Annotated in this window: 20 protein-coding genes and 1 riboswitch; of the genes, 13 read left to right on the plus strand and 7 right to left on the minus strand. The window is 70.1% G+C overall.

Features of this window, described 5'->3' with window-relative positions; genetic code table 11:
• Positions 1 to 159: 159 nt before the first annotated feature.
• The 4 genes from AW272_RS22140 to AW272_RS22155 are packed head-to-tail and all read right to left on the minus strand — an operon-like array spanning position 160 to position 4017.
• The gene (locus AW272_RS22140) at positions 160 to 882 is read right to left on the minus strand and encodes a cobalt-precorrin-6A reductase (protein ID WP_066368394.1); all 723 of its coding nucleotides are present in this window, start codon (positions 880 to 882) and stop codon (positions 160 to 162) included.
• Positions 879 to 2393, minus strand: a complete 1515-nt coding sequence (locus AW272_RS22145; RefSeq protein ID WP_066368396.1) for a precorrin-2 C(20)-methyltransferase — start codon at positions 2391 to 2393, stop codon at positions 879 to 881. The genes AW272_RS22140 and AW272_RS22145 overlap by 4 nt, the downstream gene beginning before the upstream one ends.
• Positions 2393 to 3079, minus strand: a complete 687-nt coding sequence (locus AW272_RS22150; protein ID WP_083958560.1) for a precorrin-8X methylmutase — start codon at positions 3077 to 3079, stop codon at positions 2393 to 2395. The genes AW272_RS22145 and AW272_RS22150 overlap by 1 nt, the downstream gene beginning before the upstream one ends.
• Positions 3007 to 4017, minus strand: a complete 1011-nt coding sequence (locus AW272_RS22155; RefSeq protein ID WP_218011010.1) for a 4Fe-4S domain-containing protein — start codon at positions 4015 to 4017, stop codon at positions 3007 to 3009. The genes AW272_RS22150 and AW272_RS22155 overlap by 73 nt, the downstream gene beginning before the upstream one ends.
• Before the next feature lie 49 nt (positions 4018 to 4066).
• Positions 4067 to 4232: riboswitch (cobalamin riboswitch) on the plus strand.
• Positions 4233 to 4265: 33 nt separating this feature from the next.
• Between AW272_RS22155 and AW272_RS22160 the strand changes: the two genes are divergently transcribed.
• Positions 4266 to 7895, plus strand: coding sequence for a cobaltochelatase subunit CobN (locus AW272_RS22160; protein ID WP_066368400.1), 3630 nt, complete (start codon positions 4266 to 4268; stop codon positions 7893 to 7895).
• On the opposite strand, the gene AW272_RS22165 is transcribed toward AW272_RS22160, so the two are convergent.
• A complete protein-coding gene (locus tag AW272_RS22165) occupies positions 7885 to 8760 on the minus strand; it encodes a serine/threonine-protein kinase (protein WP_066368402.1) in 876 nt (291 codons plus the stop codon). The two genes, AW272_RS22160 and AW272_RS22165, sit on opposite strands and share 11 nt — an antisense overlap.
• Positions 8761 to 9192: 432 nt before the next feature.
• Here AW272_RS22165 and AW272_RS22170 point away from each other — a divergent pair, with 432 nt between their 5' ends.
• From AW272_RS22170 to prcA, 3 genes are all read left to right on the plus strand, one after another.
• The gene (locus tag AW272_RS22170; RefSeq protein WP_061292715.1) at positions 9193 to 9402 is read left to right on the plus strand and encodes a ubiquitin-like protein Pup; all 210 of its coding nucleotides are present in this window, start codon (positions 9193 to 9195) and stop codon (positions 9400 to 9402) included.
• A 243-nt stretch (positions 9403 to 9645) separates the two neighbouring features.
• Positions 9646 to 10461, plus strand: a complete 816-nt coding sequence (gene prcB / locus AW272_RS22175) for a proteasome subunit beta (protein ID WP_066368403.1) — start codon at positions 9646 to 9648, stop codon at positions 10459 to 10461.
• A 21-nt stretch (positions 10462 to 10482) separates the two neighbouring features.
• Positions 10483 to 11289 (plus strand): proteasome subunit alpha, encoded by an 807-nt coding sequence (gene prcA / locus AW272_RS22180; protein WP_066368649.1) that lies wholly within the window; start codon positions 10483 to 10485, stop codon positions 11287 to 11289.
• Between the two features lie 161 nt (positions 11290 to 11450).
• On the opposite strand, the gene AW272_RS22185 is transcribed toward prcA, so the two are convergent.
• On the minus strand, positions 11451 to 12092 hold the full coding sequence (locus AW272_RS22185) for a TetR/AcrR family transcriptional regulator (RefSeq protein WP_218011011.1): 642 nt from the start codon (positions 12090 to 12092) through the stop codon (positions 11451 to 11453).
• Positions 12093 to 12148: 56 nt separating this feature from the next.
• On the opposite strand from AW272_RS22185, the gene AW272_RS22190 reads away from it, so the two are divergent.
• The 7 genes from AW272_RS22190 (at position 12149) to AW272_RS22220 (ending at position 17858) form a co-directional block, all read left to right on the plus strand.
• Positions 12149 to 12442, plus strand: a complete 294-nt coding sequence (locus tag AW272_RS22190; protein WP_066368409.1) for a hypothetical protein — start codon at positions 12149 to 12151, stop codon at positions 12440 to 12442.
• Positions 12442 to 13305, plus strand: coding sequence for a class I SAM-dependent methyltransferase (locus AW272_RS22195; protein ID WP_066368412.1), 864 nt, complete (start codon positions 12442 to 12444; stop codon positions 13303 to 13305). Before AW272_RS22190 ends, AW272_RS22195 begins: the two co-directional genes overlap by 1 nt.
• Before the next feature lie 230 nt (positions 13306 to 13535).
• Positions 13536 to 14168 carry a hypothetical protein gene (locus tag AW272_RS22200; protein ID WP_066368415.1) on the plus strand — a complete coding sequence of 211 codons (633 nt, stop codon included), beginning with the start codon at positions 13536 to 13538 and terminating at the stop codon, positions 14166 to 14168.
• Positions 14169 to 14237: 69 nt separating this feature from the next.
• Positions 14238 to 15596, plus strand: a complete 1359-nt coding sequence (gene pafA, locus AW272_RS22205; protein ID WP_066368420.1) for a Pup--protein ligase — start codon at positions 14238 to 14240, stop codon at positions 15594 to 15596.
• A 75-nt stretch (positions 15597 to 15671) separates the two neighbouring features.
• Positions 15672 to 16706: an FKBP-type peptidyl-prolyl cis-trans isomerase gene (locus AW272_RS22210; protein ID WP_083958561.1), complete on the plus strand. Its 1035-nt coding sequence runs from the start codon at positions 15672 to 15674 to the stop codon at positions 16704 to 16706.
• Positions 16707 to 16723: 17 nt separating this feature from the next.
• On the plus strand, positions 16724 to 17374 hold the full coding sequence (locus AW272_RS22215; RefSeq protein ID WP_066368424.1) for a helix-turn-helix transcriptional regulator: 651 nt from the start codon (positions 16724 to 16726) through the stop codon (positions 17372 to 17374).
• 31 nt (positions 17375 to 17405) lie between these two features.
• Positions 17406 to 17858, plus strand: a complete 453-nt coding sequence (locus tag AW272_RS22220) for a DUF3291 domain-containing protein (protein ID WP_066368425.1) — start codon at positions 17406 to 17408, stop codon at positions 17856 to 17858.
• Between the two features lie 208 nt (positions 17859 to 18066).
• Here AW272_RS22220 and AW272_RS22225 read toward each other — a convergent pair whose 3' ends face one another.
• Positions 18067 to 19140 carry a DUF3866 family protein gene (locus tag AW272_RS22225; RefSeq protein ID WP_174551848.1) on the minus strand — a complete coding sequence of 358 codons (1074 nt, stop codon included), beginning with the start codon at positions 19138 to 19140 and terminating at the stop codon, positions 18067 to 18069.
• A 37-nt stretch (positions 19141 to 19177) separates the two neighbouring features.
• Here AW272_RS22225 and AW272_RS22230 point away from each other — a divergent pair, with 37 nt between their 5' ends.
• On the plus strand, positions 19178 to 20122 hold the full coding sequence (locus tag AW272_RS22230; RefSeq protein WP_066368428.1) for a helix-turn-helix transcriptional regulator: 945 nt from the start codon (positions 19178 to 19180) through the stop codon (positions 20120 to 20122).
• The gene (locus tag AW272_RS22235) at positions 20119 to 21069 is read left to right on the plus strand and encodes a helix-turn-helix transcriptional regulator (protein ID WP_275527308.1); all 951 of its coding nucleotides are present in this window, start codon (positions 20119 to 20121) and stop codon (positions 21067 to 21069) included. Before AW272_RS22230 ends, AW272_RS22235 begins: the two co-directional genes overlap by 4 nt.
• The last annotated feature ends 76 nt before the right edge of the window (positions 21070 to 21145 follow it).

Below are 21145 nucleotides of genomic sequence, written 5' to 3' on the forward strand. Positions count from 1 at the left end.
CTCGGATGAGTGTCTCGTCCCGCTAAGCAGCCCGAGACGAGATGTCATCACTAAAGGCTCGTCGGGCGACATTTCCGAAATGTCGCCCGGTAGGCATGACCACGGCCGGCCGGCCCCCGGCCACCGGAAGACCGACGACCCGGCCGCGCATGCCCGGCTCTACTCGTGGACGTGCACCCAGTCGACCGCCTCGGCCACCGTCTCCACGTAAGTGACCTCGGACGGCACCGGAGGCCGTCGTACCATCACCACCGGGATCCCCAGCTCGCGGGCGGCCCGCAGTTTGGCGCGGGTGAGTTCCCCGCCGCTGTCCTTGGTCACCAGGGTGTCGATCCGGTGTTCCCGCATCAGGGCCAGTTCCCCCTCAACCGAGTAGGGCCCCCGCGACAGGATCACCTCCATGGCCACCGGCTCCTCCGGTGGATCGACCGACCGGGCCAGGAACCACACCCCGGGAATCCCGTCGAACAGCGCCAGACTCCGCCGCCCGGTCGTCAGGAAGACGCGCTTCCCCGGCAGCGACCGCGCCGCCTCCTCCAGGGAGGACACCCACCGCCAGTCATCCCCGGGCTCCTGCGTCCACCCCGGCCGCCGTAGCCCGAGCAGGGGGATCCCCGTCATCCCGGACGCCTCCGCCGCCGCCTCGGACATCTTCGCCGCGAACGGGTGCGTGGCGTCGATCACCACATCGACGGGATGCTCCCAGAGCCACCGGGCCAGCCCCAGCGACCCGCCGAACCCTCCTATGACGACGGCGCCCACGGGCAGCCGGGGCTCCTTGACCCGGCCGGCCAGCGAGGTCACCACGACGTTCTCGGGGTGCAGCCGGGCCGCCAGTTCGCGTGCCTCGGCGGTCCCGCCGAGGATGAAGACGCGTTTCATGCCGGGTAGCGGCGCGGCGTGAACACCACGCCGTTGGCCACACGGGTCGTCGAGGAGCCGATGATCAGCAGGCAGCGCATGTCCACCTCCGCCGGGTCGAGGTCGCCAAGAGTCGTCACCACGATTCTCTCCTGAGGGGTCCCCACCGCCCGCCCGATGACGACCGGCGTGGCCGCCGGACGGTGCTCAAGGAGGAGGTCGCGCGCCACCCCGACCTGCCACGTCCGGGTCTTGGACGCCGGGTTGTAGATCGCGAGAACCAGGTCGGCGGAGGCCGCTGCGGAGATCCGCCTGGCGACCACGTCCCATGGCTTGAGCTGGTCCGACAGTGAAACCACACAATAGTCGTGCCCCAGCGGCGCCCCGACGCGGGCCGCCACGGCGTGCGCCGCGGTCAGTCCGGGCACGACCCGCACGGGGACCTCGGCGAACCGTTCCTGGGTGGCGGCCTCCAGCACGGCCGAGGCCATCGCGAACACGCCGGGGTCGCCCGACGACACCACCGCGACCCGTGATCCGGCCAGCGCCAGGGACAGAGCGTGCTCGGCGCGTTCGGCCTCGACGCGGTTGTCGGTGGGATGCCGCTTCTGGCGTGGGTTGGGCGGGACGCGGTCGAGGTAGGGGCCGTAGCCGACGAGCTCGTCGGCGGTGGCCAGGGCGTCCTGGGCCTCGGGGGTCAGCCAGAAACGACCGGCGGGGCCGAGGCCGACGACGGCCACCTCGCCGGGGCCCTCCTGGATCGGGCGCTCGGGCAGGGGGAGCGGGACGCCGACGGGGGAGGGCAGCAACGCCAGGGAGAAGTAGGGGACCGACTCCGGGTCGACGTCCCGCAGGGGCGCGAGGCGCTGGGCACCGGTGGTGGCGCGCTCGACGTACCAGGCGTCGTCGAGGCGGCCCGCCTCCTCCAGGGCGGCGCGGACCTTGGTGAAGGTCCGGCCCAGCTTCATGATCGCGACCGGTCCTTCGCCGATCCGGGCCACCAGTTCCTCGACGGGGAGGGTGCCGGGCAGGACCGTCAGCGTCTCGTCGCGTTCGACCAGCGGGCGGCCCAGCGCCGCCGCGGCGCCGCTGATCGAGGTCACGCCCGGGACCACCTCGGTCGGGTAGCTCGCCGCCAGGCGCTTGTGCATGTGCATGTAGGAGCCGTAGAACAGCGGGTCGCCCTCGCACAGGACGACCACGTCACGGCCCGCGTCCAGGTGGGCGGCCAGGCGGGCCGCGCAGGTGGCGTAGAACTCGTCGAGGGCGCCCTGGTAGCCGCCCGGATGATCGGTCGTCTCCGTCGTCACCGGGTAGACCAGGGCCTCTTCGATCTGGCCCTCGCGCAGGTAGGGGGCGGCGACCGAGCGGGCGATGCTGCGGCCGTGCCGGGCGCTGTGATAGGCGATCACCCCGGCCTCGCCGAGCAGCCGGGCCGCCTTGACGGTCACCAGTTCGGGGTCGCCGGGCCCGAGGCCCACGCCGTAAAGCGTGCCCTTGTCGAGTGAGCCGGTGTTGAGCGTGCCCGTCATCATTCCTCGTCACTGGCGATGGCGTTGAGCGCCGCCGCCGTCATCGCGCTGCCGCCACGGCGACCGCGTACCACCAGAAACTCCAGGTCAGAGGCGGCCAGCGCGTCTTTCGACTCGGCCGCGCCGATGAACCCCACCGGGATCCCGATCACCGCCGCCGGTCGCGGCGCCCCTTCGGCGACCATCTCCAGCAGCCGGAACAGCGCCGTCGGCGCGTTCCCGACCGCCACCACCGCGCCGCCCATGCGCTCGCGCCACAGCTCCAGCGCCGCCGCGCTGCGGGTGGTCCCGAGCTCCGCCGCCAGGGCCGGCACGCGCGGGTCCGCGAGGGTACAGACCACCTCGTTCCTGTACGGCAACCGCTTCCGCGTCACCCCCGCCGCGACCATGTTCGCGTCGCAGAGGATGGGCGCGCCCGCGTCCAGCGCCTTCCTGGCCGCCGCGACGACCCCGTCCGACCAGGCCATGTCGCCCGGCAGGTCGGTCATCCCGCAGGCGTGGATCATGCGGACCGCCACCCGCGCCACGTCGGGCGGCAGGGCCGACAGGTCGGCCTCGGCGCGGATGGTGGCGAAGGACTGGCGGTAGATCTCGGCGCCGTCCTTGATATAGGTCACGATGCTCTCCGCTGGTAGCCGGAAGTGGTGGCGATCAGGTCCACGACCTCGCCCCGGGGCCGGCCGCATCTCCGCGCGCAGCCGGACCAGTGGACGGGGGCGCCGATGGGTCGCGCGTCCGCCTGGACGTCGCTGAGCGACTTCGCGCAGCCCGGCGAGCCGGTGCAGGCGGTGACGTGGAGCCACGGGCTCTCCGGATCGGTGATCAGCCCCTCGGGCAGGCGCGTGCCCTTCGGGACGAGGAGGGTGCGCCACGGGGTGATCCGCAGCCATTCGGCCTCGGCCAGCACCATCGCCTGCTCCGCGGTCAGGCGGCCCAGGGGGACCAGCGCCCCGGTCGTCTCACCGAAATCGCCGACGTAGCCGCTGGTCCGGGGCTTGGACAATTCCGCCGGGACGCCGGGGAAGATCTCCCGAGGCAGGTCGTGGACGCGCCACGCGCCCTCGGAGAGCCTCAGGAAGTTCTGTGCGACTTCGACCGCTTCGTGGATGGCCTCAGTGGGCGGTAGCCGTAAAAGAAGATCGGTGGTTCCGGCGAAGACGGCGAAGTGCTCACTGCGGGACATCAGCACCACATCGGCGCCGAGACCCGCCACATCCCCTGACCCGTCGTCGACCGCGAACAGGAACCGCCCGGACAGATCAGCCAGTTCCGGCACCGCGCAGATCGCCGCGTCCAGCTCCCGGATCAGCCGACGGAACGCGGCAGAATCGGACAACGGCGAGGCGATGATGTTGCGCACCCGCTCGTGCGAAGCCGACGGCAGCAGCCCCGCCGCCGCGATCGCCGCCGCGAACGCCGCCGGATCTTTCAGACCTCTGACCTGTACGTTCGCTCGCGACGTCAGCTCCAGCACACCTCCGCCGGAGGTCGCGAGTACCGCGAGTTGCGCCCCCGTCAGGTCGCCCCCGGGCAGCCGGACCCGGGCCAGCGGCCCGTCGGCCGCATGGTGGACCTGCAGCGCGCCGGGACATGCGTCACGCGAGGAATGTCCGGTAATGGCCACGTCGAGGATGGTAAAGCCCCCCGTGGGTCTTGCAAGCCGGGGGAGTCCCGTAGTCTCATCGGGCGACGGCACAAACGAGGAAGCCGGTGTGAATCCGGCGCGGTCCCGCCACTGTCACCGGGGAGCGAACCCCACCAACGGCCACTGTCACAGGGAAGGCCGGGGTGAGCCCTGATCCGGGAGCCAGGAGACTCGGCCGTCACCTGGAAACACGACCCGGGGCGCGGACCCCGAGGGAGGGCTTCGTCATGATTGTTTTGCTGTCCACATCGGACACCGACCTTCTGAGCGCCCGAGCGAGCGGCGCGCCCTACCAGTTGGCGAATCCCTCCCGAACCCCCGACCCGACCGCGTTAGCCGACGGCGCCGACGTGGTCGTGGTGCGCCTGCTGGGCGGCCGGCGGGCCTACGAAGAGGGCCTGGACATTCTGCTGGCCAGTGGAAAGCCGGTCGTGGTCCTCGGCGGCGAGCAGGCCCCGGACGCGGAGTTGATGGAGCTCTCGACGGTCCCGAGCGGTGTCTGCGCGGAGGCCCACGCCTACCTGGCCCACGGCGGCCCCTCGAACCTGGCGGAACTGCACCACTTCCTGAGCTACACCCTGCTGCTGACGGGCAACGGCTTCGCCCCACCGGCCGCACTGCCGTCGTGGGGGCTCGGCGAATTCGCGGGTGCTCTCGTCGAGGAGCCTCTGGCTGCGGCGCCGCTCTCTGATCACCCGCAGGGGGAGTCGCGAGAACCCGAGGTCCACGTCTCCGAGCCAGGCGCGGGGCATCCGGACAGCGCTCCGCGCAGTCCGGAAATTTCCGGACATGCGACGCCTGTCGTCGGGATCCTCTATTACCGCGCCCACCATGTCGCCGGCAACACCTCTTTCATCCAGACTTTGTCCGAAGCCATCGCCCAGGCGGGTGCGCGACCTCTCCCGGTCTACTGCGCCTCGCTCCGCACCGCCGAGCCCGGCCTGATCGACACGCTGCGGCAGTGTGACGCCCTGATCGTCACCGTGCTGGCGGCCGGCGGCACCCGGCCCGCCGCCTCGCAGGCGGGCGGCGAGGACGAGGCGTGGGACGTCGGCGAGCTCGCCGACCTCGACATCCCGATCCTCCAGGGACTCTGCCTGACCACCGACCGCGCCACCTGGGATGGCGCCGACGACGGGCTGTCCCCGCTTGACGCGGCGTCCCAGATCGCCATCCCCGAGTTCGACGGCCGGATCATCACGGTCCCGTTCTCGTTCAAGGAGATCGACCCCGACGGCCTCACCGTCTACGCCGCCGATCCCGAACGCGCCGCCCGGGTGGCGGGCATCGCGGTCCGGCACGCCCGCCTGCGCCACATCCCCGTCGGCGAGCGCCGCGTGGCGATCATGCTGTCGGCCTACCCGACCAAGCACTCCCGCATCGGCAACGCCGTCGGCCTCGACACCCCGCGCAGCGTGGTCCGGCTGATCAGGGCCATGGGCGAGGCCGGCTACAAGATCGGCGACTTCCCCGGCGTGGCCGCCCAGGACGGCGACGCCCTCATCCACGCCCTGATCGCCGCCGGCGGCCAGGACCCCGACTGGCTCACCGACGAGCAGCTCGCCGGGAACCCGGTCCGCATCCACAAAGACGTCTACCGGGAACATTTCGACAGCCTCCCCGAAGAGCTCCGCGAGGCGATGGAGCGGCACTGGGGCCTCGCCCCGGGCGAGCTGTTCGTCGACGGCGACGACATCGTGCTGGCCGCCCTCCAGGACGAGAACATCGTCGTCATGGTCCAGCCGCCGCGCGGCTTCGGCGAGAACCCCATCGCCATCTACCACGACCCCGACCTGCCGCCGAGCCACCACTTCCTGGCCGCCTACCACTGGCTGTCGAACCGGTACGACGCCGTCGTGCACGTCGGCAAGCACGGCAACCTCGAATGGCTCCCCGGGAAGTCGGCCGGTATGTCGGCCGCCTGCGGCCCGGACGCGGCCCTCGGCGACCTCCCGCTCATCTACCCGTTCCTGGTGAACGACCCGGGCGAGGGCACCCAGGCCAAACGCCGCGCCCACGCCACCCTGGTCGACCACCTGGTGCCCCCGATGGCCCGCGCCGAGACCTACGGCGACATGGCCCGCCTGGAGCAGCTCCTCGACGAGCACGCCTCCATCGCCGCCATGGACCCGGCCAAGCTCCCGGCCGTCCGCGCCCAGATCTGGACGCTGATCCAGGCCGCCCGCCTCGACCACGACCTCGGCCTGGACGACCGCCCCCACGACGCCGAGTTCGACGACTTCCTCCTGCACGTCGACGGCTGGCTGTGCGAGGTCAAGGACGTCCAGATCCGCGACGGCCTCCACGTCCTCGGCCAGGTGCCGGAAGGACAGCCGCGCGTCGACCTGGTCCTGGCGATCCTGCGGGCCAAGCAGATGTGGGCCGGCGACCAGGCACTCCCCGGCCTGCGCCAGGCGCTGGGCCTGACCGAACAGGGCGACGCCCGCGCCGACGTCGACGCGGTCGAGGCCGAAGCCCGTGAGCTGGTCACCGCGATGGAGGCGGCGGGCTGGGACCCGAATGCCGTCACCGCGGAAGGTGTCGTGGGGGACATCCTGCGCTTCGCCGCCACTGAAGTCGTCCCGCGCCTGAACGGCACCGCCGACGAGATCACCAACGTCCTGCACGCCCTGGAAGGCGGTTACATCCCGGCGGGCCCGAGCGGATCGCCGCTGCGCGGCCTGGTCAACGTCCTGCCGACCGGCCGTAACTTCTACTCCGTCGACCCCAAGGCCGTCCCCAGCCGTCTGGCCTGGGAGACCGGCCAGGCCATGGCCGAGTCGCTGGTCGAGCGCTACAAGGCCGACACGGGGGAGTGGCCCCGCTCGGTCGGCCTGTCCATCTGGGGCACCAGCGCCATGCGCACGGCCGGCGACGACATCGCCGAAGTCCTCGCGCTGCTGGGCGTCCGCCCGGTCTGGGACGACGCCTCCCGCCGCGTGACCGGTCTGGAGATCATCCCCTCCGGCGAGCTCGGCCGCCCCAGGGTGGACGTCACCGTCCGCATCAGCGGCTTCTTCCGCGACGCCTTCCCCCACGTGGTGGCGATGATGGACGACGCGGTCAAACTCGTCGCCGACCTGGACGAAGAGGGCAACTACATCCGCGACCACGTCCAGGCGGACGGTTCGACGCTGCGCATCTTCGGCTCGGCCCCCGGTGCCTACGGCGCCGGCCTGCTCCCCCTGATCGACAGCCGCACGTGGCGCGACGACCGCGACCTGGCCGAGGTCTACGCCGTCTGGGGCGGCTTCGCGTACGGCCGGGGCATCGACGGCGTGCCCGCCAGGGAGCACATGGAGTCGGCGTACAAGCGGATCAACATCGCGGCCAAGAACATCGACACCCGCGAGCACGACATCGCCGACTCCGACGACTACTTCCAGTACCACGGCGGCATGATCGCCACCGTCCGCGCCCTCACCGGCCGCGACCCGAAGGCCTACATCGGCGACTCCACCCGGCCCGAGGCCGTGCGCACCCGCAGCCTCACCGAGGAGACCAGCCGCATCTTCCGCGCCCGCGTGGTCAACCCGCGCTGGCTGGCCGCCATGCGCCGCCACGGCTACAAGGGCGCTTTCGAACTGGCCGCCACCGTCGACTACCTGTTCGGCTACGACGCCACCACGGGAGTGGTCGCCGACTGGATGTACGACAAGATCGCCGCCACCTACGTTCTCGACGAGGAGAACCGCAAGTTCCTGGCCGAGTCGAACCCCTGGGCCCTGCACGGCATCGCCGAGCGGCTGCTCGAGGCGGCCGGCCGCGGCATGTGGGCGGAGCCCGACCCCGAGATCATGGCCGCGCTCCAGCAGGCGTTCCTGGACGCCGAGGGCGACTTGGAATCTACATCGTAAAGGCGTCGGGCGGCAGATAGTCTGCCCGCCGCCCCGGCGTCGCCGCCGCGATGCCCTCACGGTGCAGCAACCCCGCCAGCAGCATCGACACGTCTCTGCCGGGCAGGCGGTCGCGCGCCCCCCGGCGCAGCAGCCCGTCGAGCACCGGCAGCAGCGCCCCCGCCTTCGACGGGGGATCGTGCTCAAGGCCCGAGGTCAGGCCGAGCACCGTGGCGCCCGTGGCGGGGTAGGGCGGGCGCCCTTCGACCGCGGCGTAGATCGTCGCGCCCACCGACCACAGGTCGGCGGCCGGGCTGGCGGGTTGGCCGGCCATCCGCTCGGGCGCGATGAAGTCGACCGAGCGGGCGGCGCGTGCGGTCGACTCGTGCCCGAGGGCGGAGATGCCGAAGTCGGTCAGCACGACCCGGTCGCCGGTCAGCAGCACGTTGCCCGGTTTGATGTCGCCGTGCACGACCCCGGCGTCGTGGGCGTGCCGGACGCCGGCGAGCAGCTGGTAGCCGATCCAGGCCGACCAGTGGACGGGAAGCGAGCCGAGGTGCTCGATGGTCTGCTTGAGGGTCAGGCCCTCGAGGAATTCGGTCACGATCCAGAGACGGCCGTTCTCCTCCAGCAGGTCGTGGATCGTGATGATGGCCGGGTGACTGAGCCGGGCCGCCGAGCGGGCCTCGCTGAGCGCCTTGCGCCGGGACAGCTCCATGTCGAGCCGGTCGGTGCGGTGGGGCGGCTGGACTTCCTTGATCGCGACGTCGCGTTTCAGCAGCAGGTCATGGGCCTGCCACATGATCCCCGAACCGTCACGGCGGATGGGGATGGTCATCTGGTAGCGGTCGCCGAGCAGTGGTGGCTTCGGACGATCGGGCTTCACCGGCGGCCCGCCTGCGGCGGACCTGGAGCCTTCATGGTGAGCCGGCGCCGTGTGCTTACCGATCTGAACCAACCACCTGTCTGAGCCGAATCCGAGCTCCCCATGCGCTCAATATTCTGGTGGTCCGAGGACGGTTTCGCTCCGTATCCGGGAGATCTGAAGCAACCCGATTCCCAGGAAGATCGTACCCGCCATCGGTGGGCCGGATCGACTGGTCAGGGCGCGAGGATCGCTGTCTGACTGAATTGTCAGGATATGCGGGTATACGTCCGAGTGTGGAGCGAGGAGACTGTGCCCATCGAAGGAGGCATCCGAGCGCACCCCGTGCCATTTGATCAACACCGCTGAAGATCGCATGGCGATTCAGGCGAGTTGTCGGTCGGTTCGGGGAAGATATGGAACAGACACGTCCCCCGAGTGGAGGTATCACCGATGGCGAGCAAGGACACCGGCGGTCAGAAGCAGACCGGCCGCCAGGAGACCGAGACCGAGCAGGTCGAGGAGCAGTCCGGAAGCGACGTCCAGGAGCGCCACGAGAAGCTCAGCGACGACGTCGACTCGATCCTCGACGAGATCGACGAGGTCCTCGAAGAGAACGCCGAGGAGTTCGTGCGGTCCTACGTGCAGAAGGGTGGCGAGTAAAGGGGCCAACGCCCACCTCGCCACGCTCGGCAAACTCACAGACAGCCGGCTTCGTCGCGGTCGCGGGATCCCCCGCGGGCCGCGACGAGTCGTTTGCGCCGAAAATCTCCGATCATGAAACTGGTCCGAAACTGGTTCGCGGTCAGCTGATCGGGAAGAGTGCAACCAGCGCTGTCACATGAGTAGGGTCGGCGTAAACAACACGACCTAGGAGGGAGTCGCGTGGCATCTCAGCAGGCCTGGATGAACAACCTCTTCACCAATACGGGTTCCTCGTCCTTCACCGAATTCGTGCGTGGCTATGCCCCGGAGATGCTGCCGGGCACCCGCGAGGCGCTGCCCGCGCCCGTCGGTGATCAGATCCCCCACGCGACCACCATCGTCGCGGTCACCTGCGCCGGCGGCGTCGTGATGGCCGGCGACAGGCGTGCCACCTCGGGCAACATGATCTCCAACCGGGACATCGAGAAGGTCTTCAGGACCGACGAATACTCCTGTATGGGCATCGCCGGCACCGCCTCGACCGGCATCGAGATGGCCCGGCTCTACCAGGTCGAGCTCGAGCACTACGAGAAGCTCGAAGGCCGCTCGCTGTCGACCGAGGGCAAGGCCAACCGGCTCGCCACCTTCGTGCGCAACAACCTGGGCGCGGCCATGCAGGGCCTGGTCGTGGTCCCGATCTTCGCGGCCTACGACGAGCGGCTCGACGGCGGCCGGATCTTCGGCTACGACGTCGGCGGCGGCCCCTACGAGCACCAGCCCTACCACTCGATCGGTTCCGGTTCGATCTTCGCCCGCGGCTCGCTGAAGAAGCTCTACCGCGAGAACTCAGCGCCCGACGAAGCCGTCCTCATGGTCCTCCAGGCGCTCTACGACGCGGCCGACGACGACTCGGCGACGGGCGGCCCCGACGTGACCCGCAGGATCTGGCCGGTGGTCGCGGTCATCACCGCCGACGGCTATCGCCGCCTGCCCGACGAGGAGATCGCCTCCGTGGTCGAGGGCATGCTCGCGGCCCGGATGATCGATCCCGACGGGCCGACCGCCCCGCTGCGCTAGAAAGGAACCCCACAGGTGTCCATGCCGTTCCCTTACGCGTCGCCTGAGCAGATCATGCGCGACCGCGCGGAATACGCGCGGAAGGGCATCGCCCGAGGCCGCAGCGTGGTCGTGGTTCAGTACGCCGACGGCATCCTGCTGGTCGCCCCGAACCCGTCCAAGGCGCTGCACAAGATCAGCGAGATCTACGACCGCATCGGTTTCGCCGCCGTCGGCCGCTACAACGAGTTCGAGACCCTGCGCCAGGCGGGCATCCGCTACGCCGACGTCAACGGTTACAACTACAACCGTAAAGACGTCACCGCCCGCGCCCTGGCCAACGTCTACGCCAGCCAGCTCGGCATGATCTTCACCGACTCGATCAAGGCCCTCGAGGTCGAGATCGTCGTCGCCGAGGTCGGCGAGGGGCCCGAGCAGGATCAGATCTACCGGCTCACCTTCGACGGCTCGGTCTTCGACGAGCAGGGCATGGCCGTCATCGGCGGCCAGTCCGACGCCGTCGCGACCCGCCTGAAGGAGCGCTACCGCGTGGGCGCGCCCCTGGGCGAGGCCCTCGACGCGGCGCTGAGCGCGCTGACCGAGCCGGGCGGCGAACGCCCGTCTGCCGGGCAGCTCGAGGTCGCGGTCCTCGACCGCAACCGCGAACACCGCAAGTTCCTGCGCCTCAGCGGCCCCCGCCTGGAGCGCCTGCTCAGCGAGGCCAAGCCGTCCACCCCCGAATCCCCTCTCACCGAACCCGCCGAGCCCACCACCGGTGAGGGCGGCCCCAAGCCCCCGCCGACGGCCCCCGACGGCGACATCGACACGGGTTCGGAACCACCGCTCTAACAGCACAGACGCCTCACGGGGCCGCCCGCCGCACTCCGGCAGGCGGCCCCGTGGCATGCGCGGCCGAGGTACGTAAGCGACAGCGCGTCGCCGAATAGGCCAGACGTCGTGCACTTCCTGTTCGTGTGCCACTCCCGCGTCGCCTTCGGCCCCTGCGCCTGCTATGGAGCGGCGAGGATGGCGGCTGCCACGGTGTCGACGTACCAGGCCTGGTACTGGTCGGATGACCAGCCGCGTTGGCGTACCAGCCAGTCGTAGTTGCGGACGTCCATGGCGAGCCAGAGCACGTCGGCGGCGCCGTCGACGGTGCAGCCGGGGCGCAGGCAGCCGGTGGTGGCAAGCTCGGCGGCGAACATGGACATGCCGCGTCGGCGGTCTTCGACGTTCTTGCGCCAGATCGCGCCCGCGTCGGGGTCTGCGGTGGCGGCGCCGGCCAAGGCGATCATCACGTCGGCCTGGCGGGCGTGGGTCTGGGCGAGGTGCCGGGCATAGCGGACGAGTTTGGCCCGGGGATCGGCGAGCGCGCGGATCTCGGCGACGAAGGGTCGGTCGGGCAGGGTCACCGGCTGATCATCACCGGCGATGGTGGTGTCGATCAGTTCGGACAGCAGTTGCCGCTTGCCGCCGAACACGGCGTACACGGTCTGGATCGCGACTCCGGCCTCGGCGGCGATGGCGGTCAGCGGCGTCGCCGCGTAGCCAGGATCGACGAAAAGTTTGCCGGCCGCGTCGAGGATCGCCTTCCGGGTCTGCTGGGCCTGCTCTTTCCTCCGTGCCGACTGGTATTCCCTCTTGACAGCCACAGAACAAGTGTAGTCCTCTATTAGATAGAGCATCACTCTATCGAAAGGTGGCCGCCATGCCGTACGGAGTACTGCAGGAGATGCCGGACGTCGGCGAAGACGAATACCGCAGAGTGGAGAAACACCTCGGCCCGGATCGCCCGCCCGGTCTGCTCGCTCACGTCGCCGGCCCGACCGAGGACGGCTGGCGGATCATCAACATCTGGGAGGACGAGGCGGCGTTCCGCCGCTTCCAGTCCGAACGGCTCATCCGCGCGGCCGGTCTGGCCGCCCAGGAAGACGGCTTCGACCCCGGCAAGGCCGCCGGGTTCCGGTCCGTGACCGTCGACGGCGCAGACCTGCCGTTCTGATGCCCAGCACCGCTGACCTTCGAGCCCGCAACCTGGAGTTCTGGACACAGGCCGCACCCGGGTGGATCCGCCACGCCGACCGGCAAGACGTCACCGGCCGGCCGCTGGGCGCGGCGGCCATGGACTGGCTGCGCCCGCGCTCCGGGGAGCGGATCCTCGACGTGGGCTGTGGCTGCGGCGGCACCACAGCCGAACTGGCCGCGGCGGTCGCACCCGATGGCCAGGCGGTCGGCCTGGACCTGGCCGCGTCGATGGTGACGGCCGCCCAGCATCGATTCCCGCCCCGGCGTCACACGGGCTTGAGGTTCGTCGCCGCCGACATAGAGACGGTCGACGTCGTCCCGGGCGCGCCGTTCGACGCGGTGTTCTCCCGCATGACGCTGATGCTGCTGGCCGATCCGATCGCCGGCTGCACCACCATCCGGCGGTCGCTCCGTGGCGGTGGCCGCCTCGCCGCGACCGCCTTTCGCGGCGGCGGCGCCAATCCGTGGCTGCCCGCGGCCATGCTCGGCGCCGCACCACACATCGGGTCGCTTCCGCCGTTGCCGGTCGGCGACGAGCCGGGTCCGTTCGCCTTCGCCGACCCGGCACGCGTCAAGCGCGTCCTGACCGCCGCCGGCTTCGATGAGATCTCGATCCAGGCCCACGACGTCACTCTGCGGGCCCCCGACGAGGCCGACGCCGTGGCGGAATGGCTCATCGAGCTGGGGCCGGCCGGCCCCGCCTACCGAGAAGCTCCGCCACGCGCTCAAGCAGCCGCCCGATCGGGCGCGGCGCGACTGCTCGACCGGTTTCGCGAGCCAGGAACCGGCTACCTGCTCCCCACCGGACACTGGCTGATCACTGCGACAACGCCGGGATGAGGCAACCAACGGGCGGGAGGCGGCGAACCCGACCGGGAAACCGCACCCATAGTCGATCGTGCCGGGAGGCCTGAGGCCGCGTCGGCGGGCGCGAACCGGAGTGACGAGGGAAGACGCGGGATCTGGACCGCCCGGACGGTCGTGCCTGAGGCGCGGCGATTGGACAGATTTCCCCGTTACATAACAACTTGCACGGACTTAACACGGGTTTCGCTAGGCTCGTGCGCGCTATGACGATCACATTCCGGCGGGCCCTGCTGGCCCTGGCCGTCCTCCCTCTTGCCGCCTGTTCCTCCGCCCCCGAGGCGGCCGCGCCCGCGCCGGCGGTGACCGTCACGGTCACCGAGACCGCGACGCCCGCCGTGCCGGAGTCGACGGACACCGCGACCGCCTCGGCCGTGCCCACCGAGACCGTGGCGCCGTCTCCGACGGCCAAGGTCAGCGCGGACGTCGACAAGGACGACCCGATCTCCGGCCGGGTCCCGAAGATCAAGACGGCCAAGTTCCAGTACGACGCCGGGCACGACTTCAACAAGGTCACCCCGAGCGGCGACGGCGTGCTGCGCGGCCGGCTCATCTCGTGGGGCGACGACGAGGCCCGATATGTCCCGGTCCGCTATGCCAACGGTGACTTCGTCGGGCCTGAGGGCGGGATGACCTATGCCGCCCCGATCGCCTCCGACGTGGTCTTCCTCAGTGCGGTCGGGTGCAAGGGCGACGACCAGACGATCAACTCCGCCTCCCTCGGCACCGAGCCGTGCCCGCGCGCCCGGCTGGTCGAACTCGCGGGGCAGGGAGAGCCGACCGCGCTGATCACCGTGAAGAGTGGCCAGATCGTGAAGGTCGTCGAGATCTACTACTGACGTTCGCGGGGAATGAGACGACCATGAGTTTCCTACCGCACACGACGGATCTGGGAATAGGGTGAGGTGATGGATCGTCGCATCTTCGGGCTTGAGAACGAGTACGGCGTCACCTGCACGTTCCGGGGACAGCGCAGGCTGTCTCCAGACGAGGTGGCCCGCTACCTGTTCCGGCGAGTGGTGTCCTGGGGCCGATCGAGCAACGTCTTCCTCCGCAACGGCGCGCGTCTCTATCTCGACGTCGGCAGCCATCCTGAATACGCCACCCCTGAGTGCGACAACGTCGTGGAGCTGGTCACCCATGACAAGGCAGGCGAACGCATTCTCGAGGGACTCCTCGTCGACGCCGAGAAACGCCTCCGCGAAGAAGGCATCGCCGGGGACATCTACCTCTTCAAGAACAACACCGACTCCGCGGGCAACTCCTACGGCTGCCACGAGAACTACCTCGTCGGCCGCCACGGCGAATTCGGCCGCCTCGCCGACGTCCTGATCCCCTACCTGGTCACCCGGCAGATCATCTGCGGGGCCGGCAAGGTGCTGCAGACCCCGCGCGGCGCCGTCTACTGCGTCTCCCAGCGGGCCGAGCACATCTGGGAGGGCGTGTCGTCGGCGACGACGCGCAGCCGACCCATCATCAACACCCGCGACGAACCCCACGCCGACGCCGAGCGTTTCCGCCGGCTCCACGTCATCGTGGGCGACTCCAACATGAGCGAGACGACCATGCTGCTCAAGGTCGGCGCCACCGACCTGGTGCTGCGCATGATCGAGGCGGGCGTGGTGATGCGCGACCTGTCGCTGGAGAACCCGATCCGGGCCATCCGCGAGGTCTCCCACGACATGACCGGCCGACGGCGGGTCCGACTCGCCAACGGCCGCGAGGCCTCCTCGCTGGAGATCCAGCAGGAATACCTGAGCAAGGCGAAAGACTTCGTCGACCGCCGCGGTGGCGACGAGATCAGCAAGCGCGTCCTGGAACTCTGGGAGCGCACCCTCCACGCCGTGGAGACCGGCAACCTCGACCTGGTCGCACGGGAGATCGACTGGGTCACGAAATACCAGCTGATTGAACGTTACAGAAACAAGTACGACCTCCCGCTCTCGTCGCCCCGGGTGGCCCAGCTCGACCTGGCCTATCACGACGTGCACCGCAAGCGAGGGCTCTTCTATCTGCTGCAGAAGCGCGGGTCGGTCGAACGGGTCGCGTCCGACATCAAGATTTTCGAGGCGAAGTCGGTCCCGCCGCAGACCACGCGGGCTCGCCTGCGCGGCGAGTTCATCCGCAAGGCCCAGGAGAAGCGGCGCGACTTCACCGTCGACTGGGTCCACCTGAAGCTCAACGACCAGGCCCAGCGGACCGTCCTGTGCAAAGACCCTTTCCGTAGTGTTGACGAAAGGGTCGACAAGCTGATCGCTGGAATGTGATCTCCTTACGTCGAGGAGACGGCGGGTTCGGGTAGTGTGACCCGAACCCGCTGTCATATCCTTGAGGACTTTCACATGCGCCGCCGCACGGCCATCGCCGCCGCCGCACTTCCTTTGCTGCTGACCGCCGTCGCGTGCGGTACTGCTGAGAAGACGGCCACCGGAGCAACACCACCACCTGCCGCCACCAGCGCCGCCCCTGGCAGCGCTGCCGCCTCCGCGAGCGCGCCGCCCGCCCCGACCGGGCCGGTTGCCGACGCCAAGGACATCAAGGTGAGTGGTGCGGCAGGCGCCAAGCCATCCGTGTCTTTCCCGACGGGCAACCCGGCGTTGACCTCGTCGGCCCGGGTCATCTCCGAAGGTGACGGCTCCGCCGCCGCCGACGGCGACACCATGGTCGCGAAGGTCAGTGTCTGGACGTGGGACGGCAAGGAGAACAAGTCCACCGGCTCCGCCTATGACACCGGCCAGTCGGAGTTCGTGCCGATCAGCCAGCAGCAGATGCCCAAGGCCCTTTACGACGGTCTGCTGGGCAGCAAGCCGGGTGGCCGTGTGCTCGTCGTGGTCGCCAAGGACTCCATCGACCCGGCTGTCATCGAGCAGGCCAAGACCCAGGGCACCGACTTCACCACCAGCTCGCAGGTGCTGGTCATCGACGTCGTGGGGGCCACCGCCAAGGCTGCCAAGGGCAAGGCCACCGACCCCGGCATCGAGGGTGTCAAGCTGGTCAACCCCGGTGGCGACGCCGCGCCGACGCTGACCACCACGACCACGGCCCAGCCGCCGAAGGACCTGACGGTCAAGACCGTCATCCAGGGCGACGGCCCGAAGGTCACCGAGAAGCAGACCGTGATGGTCCACTACACCGGCAAGGTGTGGGGCACCGACAAGCAGTTCGACAGCTCGTGGGAGCGCAAGCAGCCGACCTCGTTCGCGCTCGACCAGGTCGTTCCCGGCTGGAAGCAGGGTCTGACCGGCGTCCCCGTCGGCAGCCGCGTCGTCATCACCATCCCGCCGGCCCTCGGCTACGGTGAGGCCGGCCAGCCCGACGCCGGCATCAAGGGCACCGACACCCTGGTGTTCGTCGTCGACGTGCTCGGCGCCCTGTAAGACCGCGTAAAACCACCATGGACGAGCTCGCGGCGGTCGCGGCACTGAACGATCCCGTGCGCCGTGAGCTCTACCGATACGTCACCTCGAAAGGCCGCCCGGTCGGGCGCAACGAGGCCGCGGAAGCGGCCGGCGTCGCGCGCCCCCTGGCGGCCTTTCATCTTGACAAGCTTGTTGATGCGGGCCTCCTGGAGGCCGATTTCGCGCACCTGACCGAGAAGAAGGGCCCCGGCAGCGGCCGCCCGGCGAAGATCTACCGCCGGGCCCCGGGCGAACACCAGGTGAGCGTGCCGCCGCGCGACTACCGCACCCTGGCCCTGGTCCTGGCCGAGGTCGTCGACCTGCTCGGCGGCGACGAGGTGGCCGAGAAGGCCGCCCACCGCATCGGTGCCCGGCTCGGCGCCGACAGCGCCGCCCCCTCGCTGGCCGACCTCCTCGGCGAACGCGGCTACGAGCCCTACGACGACGAGGGTGTGCTACGTCTGCGCAACTGCCCCTTCCACGTCCTGGCCGAGGAGCACCCGATGCTGGTGTGCTCGATGAACCTGTCCCTCTGCCAGGGCCTTCTTGAGGGACGCGGCGACTCCTCCGACGCCCGGCTCGATCCCCGGCCGGGAGAGTGCTGCGTGGTCTTCTCCCCGGAACCTTCTAAAACAAATCAAAGTTGACATAGAAGGCGCTGCTTGGGACGGTGAGGTCATGCACCTGGCCCAGTTCAACGTCGCCCACATGCGCGCGCCCATCGATGACCCCCTGCTGGCCGATTTCGTCGCCGCCCTCGAACCCGTCAACGCGCTGGCCGACGCCGCGCCGGGGTTCGTCTGGCGCGCCATCGCCAACGAGGACGACCCCGAAGAGACCATCACCCACGACTTCGGCGACCACCTACTGATCAACTACTCGATCTGGGAGTCGCGCGAGAGCCTGTGGAACTTCGTCTACCGGTCGGCCCACCTGGCGATCCTGCAGCGCAGGCGCGAGTGGTTCCAGCGGGTGGCCGAGCCCTACACGGTGATGTGGTGGGTGCCCGACGGCGAGATTCCCCCGCTGAAAGAGGGGTGGGACCGCCTGGCCCTGCTCAAGGCGAAGGGCCCCACGTCAGACGCCTTCACCTTCAAGGAGTTCTACGAACCCAACGGTGATAGGGCATGAGATCCGTTCCGCGCCGCCCGGGGTCCTTCATTCGCTTCCGCTACGGCTTCGCCTGGCCGGCACCGCCCGCCGCCCCAGGACCGCCCCGTATCCGGCGCCAACCGGCCGCGCCGGTCGGCGCCGGATACGAGTAAGCCCTGGCCAAGAGCTCTTCAGGTGTGGTGGTGACGACGGTGATCCGGCTCTGCGGGGAGTCGAATCCTCGCGGTCAGGCGGAGAGGAGCGCGGCCCCGTGACGGCCGGCCGCCGCCGAGGTGAGGAAGTAGGCCAGGTCCTGGTCGAGTTTGCGGCCCATGGTCGACAGACCCACGGGGGAGGCCTGGAGAGCCTCGTACAGGCCGTCGACCTTGACTTTCACCAGGTTGTGGCGCTCGCCCAGGACTGCGGCCTGGGTTTCGACCTTCGTGCCGAACGCGCCGCCCAGTTCGGGGACCACGATGTCGGCGGGGGCGAGGGCCACGCGGCCATAAGAGGTCAGTGAGTGGTGGGAGACGCCGATGTGGCGCTCGCGCAGGTCGCCCTCGCTGACGCGGAGGGCTCCCACGGGGCGGCCGTTGAGCACTGCGGCGGCGTTGATCGCCTCGCCGGACGAGACGCCGGAGAAGCCCCACTTCGTTCCGGTGCCCAGGTTCCCCGGGCCCTGGGCCACGACGGCCAGGTCGGCGCCCAGGACGTGGCGGGCGGCCAGCAGGCCCGTGTGGGTCGTGACGGCCTCCAGGTCGCCGCCGAACGACTGGCCGACGGTGACAACTCCTGTCAACCAGCCGATCTCGCGGAGCTTCGCGCACGCCATCGAGAACCACGCCGGCAGCGCGCCGCCGTCGAGCATCACATAGGCCACGCGTGCCGAAGGGCGCTCCAGGTAGAGGCCGCAGAGGATCGCGGGCAGCGCCGAGTGCAGGTCGGCGACCACGACCGGCATCCCGTCGAGGGAGTCGGCGTCGCGGAGAACGGCGTGGTGGGGGGAGTCCTGCTCGTCGGCGCCCAGGACCGTGGCCTGCAGGGGGGTGTAGCGGGCCTTGACGAGATGGCCAGGTCCTGAAGGATCTTGTGGCAAACGGTCAGGAATCGCTACCACCATGGCGTAACCTCCCGTACCGAGGCCCATGGCGAGGGCGGTCGTGTTCAACAGCACCGTGTCGCCGGGCTCGGGGCGGCCGACTAGGGGCGGATAGGCCAGCGCCCGGCATCGGGTGCCGTCTTCGACGGCGACCTCGATCTCGAGGGCGCCGGGCCATTCGCGCCTGATCTCACGGACCTCGCCCCTGCGCCATCTGATCACCGGAAAAGGGTAGCGTTCGAGTCAGGAGGGAGGGCCGATGTCGCGGCGGAAGACGGAACGGTTGCTGAATCTGGTGATCTGCCTGCTGTCGACCACACGTCCGTTGAGTGCGGAACAGATCCGCTTCGCGGTGCCCGGGTACGATCCGGTCAACGACGAGGCCTTCCAGCGGATGTTCGAGCGGGACAAGAACGAACTGCGCGAGATCGGCATCCCGATCGAGGTCCAGAAGGACCCGTGGGACGACGATCCCGGCTATCGCATCGTCAAGCAGTCCTATGAGCTGCCCGAGATCACCCTGGAGCCCGACGAGGCGGCCGTGCTCGGCCTGGCCGCGCAGGTCTGGCAGCGGGCCAACCTGGCCGAGGCGGCCGGCGGCGCGATGCTCAAGCTGAAGGCCGGCGGGGTCGAGACCGACCTGGTCGAAGGACCCCTGGAACTGCGGGTCGACACCCGCGACGCGGCGTTCACCCCCCTGTGGGAGGCGGTCCGCGACCGCCGCGCCGTCACCTTCCACTACCGCTCCGGCGGCAGCGAGTCGGTTCTCAAGCGCGTGGTCGAGCCGTGGGGCGTGCTGTCCCGGCGCGGCCGGTGGTACGTCGTCGGCCACGACCGCACCCGCGACGGCACCCGCGTCTTCCGGCTCAGCCGGATCGTCGGCGACGTCACGCCGTCGGGCCGCCCGGGAAGCGTGGAGGTGCCCGAGGGCACCGATCTGCGGGCGCTGGTGGCGTACGGAGGAGACGACCCCGGCCCCGAACGCACCGCCACGGTGCGCATCCGCCCCGGCACCTGCCAGGGCCTGCGCCACCTCGCCAGGGACGTGCGGCCCGGAACCGACTGGGACGAGGCCGACATCGTCTTCACCGACCCAGAACGGCTCGCGGGCTGGCTGGCCAGCCTGGGCCCCGACGCGGTGATCGACGGTCCTCCCGACGCCCGTGAAGCCGTGATCCGCCGCCTGAAGGGGGCCCTGCATTGAACGATCGGCTGCCCCGGCTGCTCGCCCTCGTGCCCTACCTGATGTCCCACCCGGGCGCCTCCGTGCCCGAGGTCGCCAAGGTCTTCGGGCTCAACGAGAAGCAGCTCATCGAGGACCTCCAGCTGGTCTGGATGTGCGGCCTGCCCGGCCACACCCCGGGCGACCTCATCGACGTCTCGTGGGACGGCGGCGAGATCCTCATCGACAACGCCGACACGATCGCGCGCCCCCTCAAGCTCGGCGTCGACGAGGCCAGCGCCCTGCTGGTCGCGCTGCGGATGCTGGGGGAGCTGCCCGAGTTCGCCGGCGGCGAGGTGCTCGGCCGGGTCGTGGCCAAGCTGGAGCAGGCCGCCGGCGACGGCGCCGCCGCGATCAGCAACCAGGTCACCGTCGAGGTCGAGGCCGCCCCCGGCGCGCTCGCGACCGTCACCGACGCGGCCCGGCGCAAGCGCCGGCTCTCGCTCGTCTACTACACCCCGGGCCGCGACGAGATCACGCCCCGCGAGGTCGACCCGCTGCGGGTGGCCCTCGTCGACGGGCGTCACTACCTCGAAGGCTGGTGCTACCGGGCCGAGGCGATGCGGATGTTCCGGGTGGACCGGATCCAGGAGGTCGCCGTCCTCGACGTCCCGGCCGACCCGCCCGCCGAGGCCGAGCCGATGGACGTCACACAGGGCGTCTTCCGCCCCTCCGAGACCGACGAACTGGTCGAGCTGGAGGTGACTCCGGCCGGGCGGTGGATCTCCGAGTACTACCCCGTCGAAGAGGTGGAGGAGCTCGGCGAAGGCCGTCAGCGGGTCGCGCTGCGGGCCCGTGACCAGGGCTGGCTGGTGCGGCTGGCGCTGCGGCTGGGTGACTCCGGCCGGGTGGTCAGGCCTGAGAGCCTGGCCGCGCGGGTCGCCGAGACGGCCAAGGGAACGCTGGCCAACTATGAGGGAAGCGTGTGATCTGGTTATTGGCGGGTCTGGGCGCGGCCGGTCTGGTGGTCGTGGGGTTTCTGACGGTTCGTGTACTTATCGCGGC

It is taken from the genome of Herbidospora mongoliensis (genome assembly GCF_001570545.1).
In the GTDB taxonomy this organism is placed as follows: Bacteria; Actinomycetota; Actinomycetes; order Streptosporangiales; family Streptosporangiaceae; genus Herbidospora; species Herbidospora mongoliensis.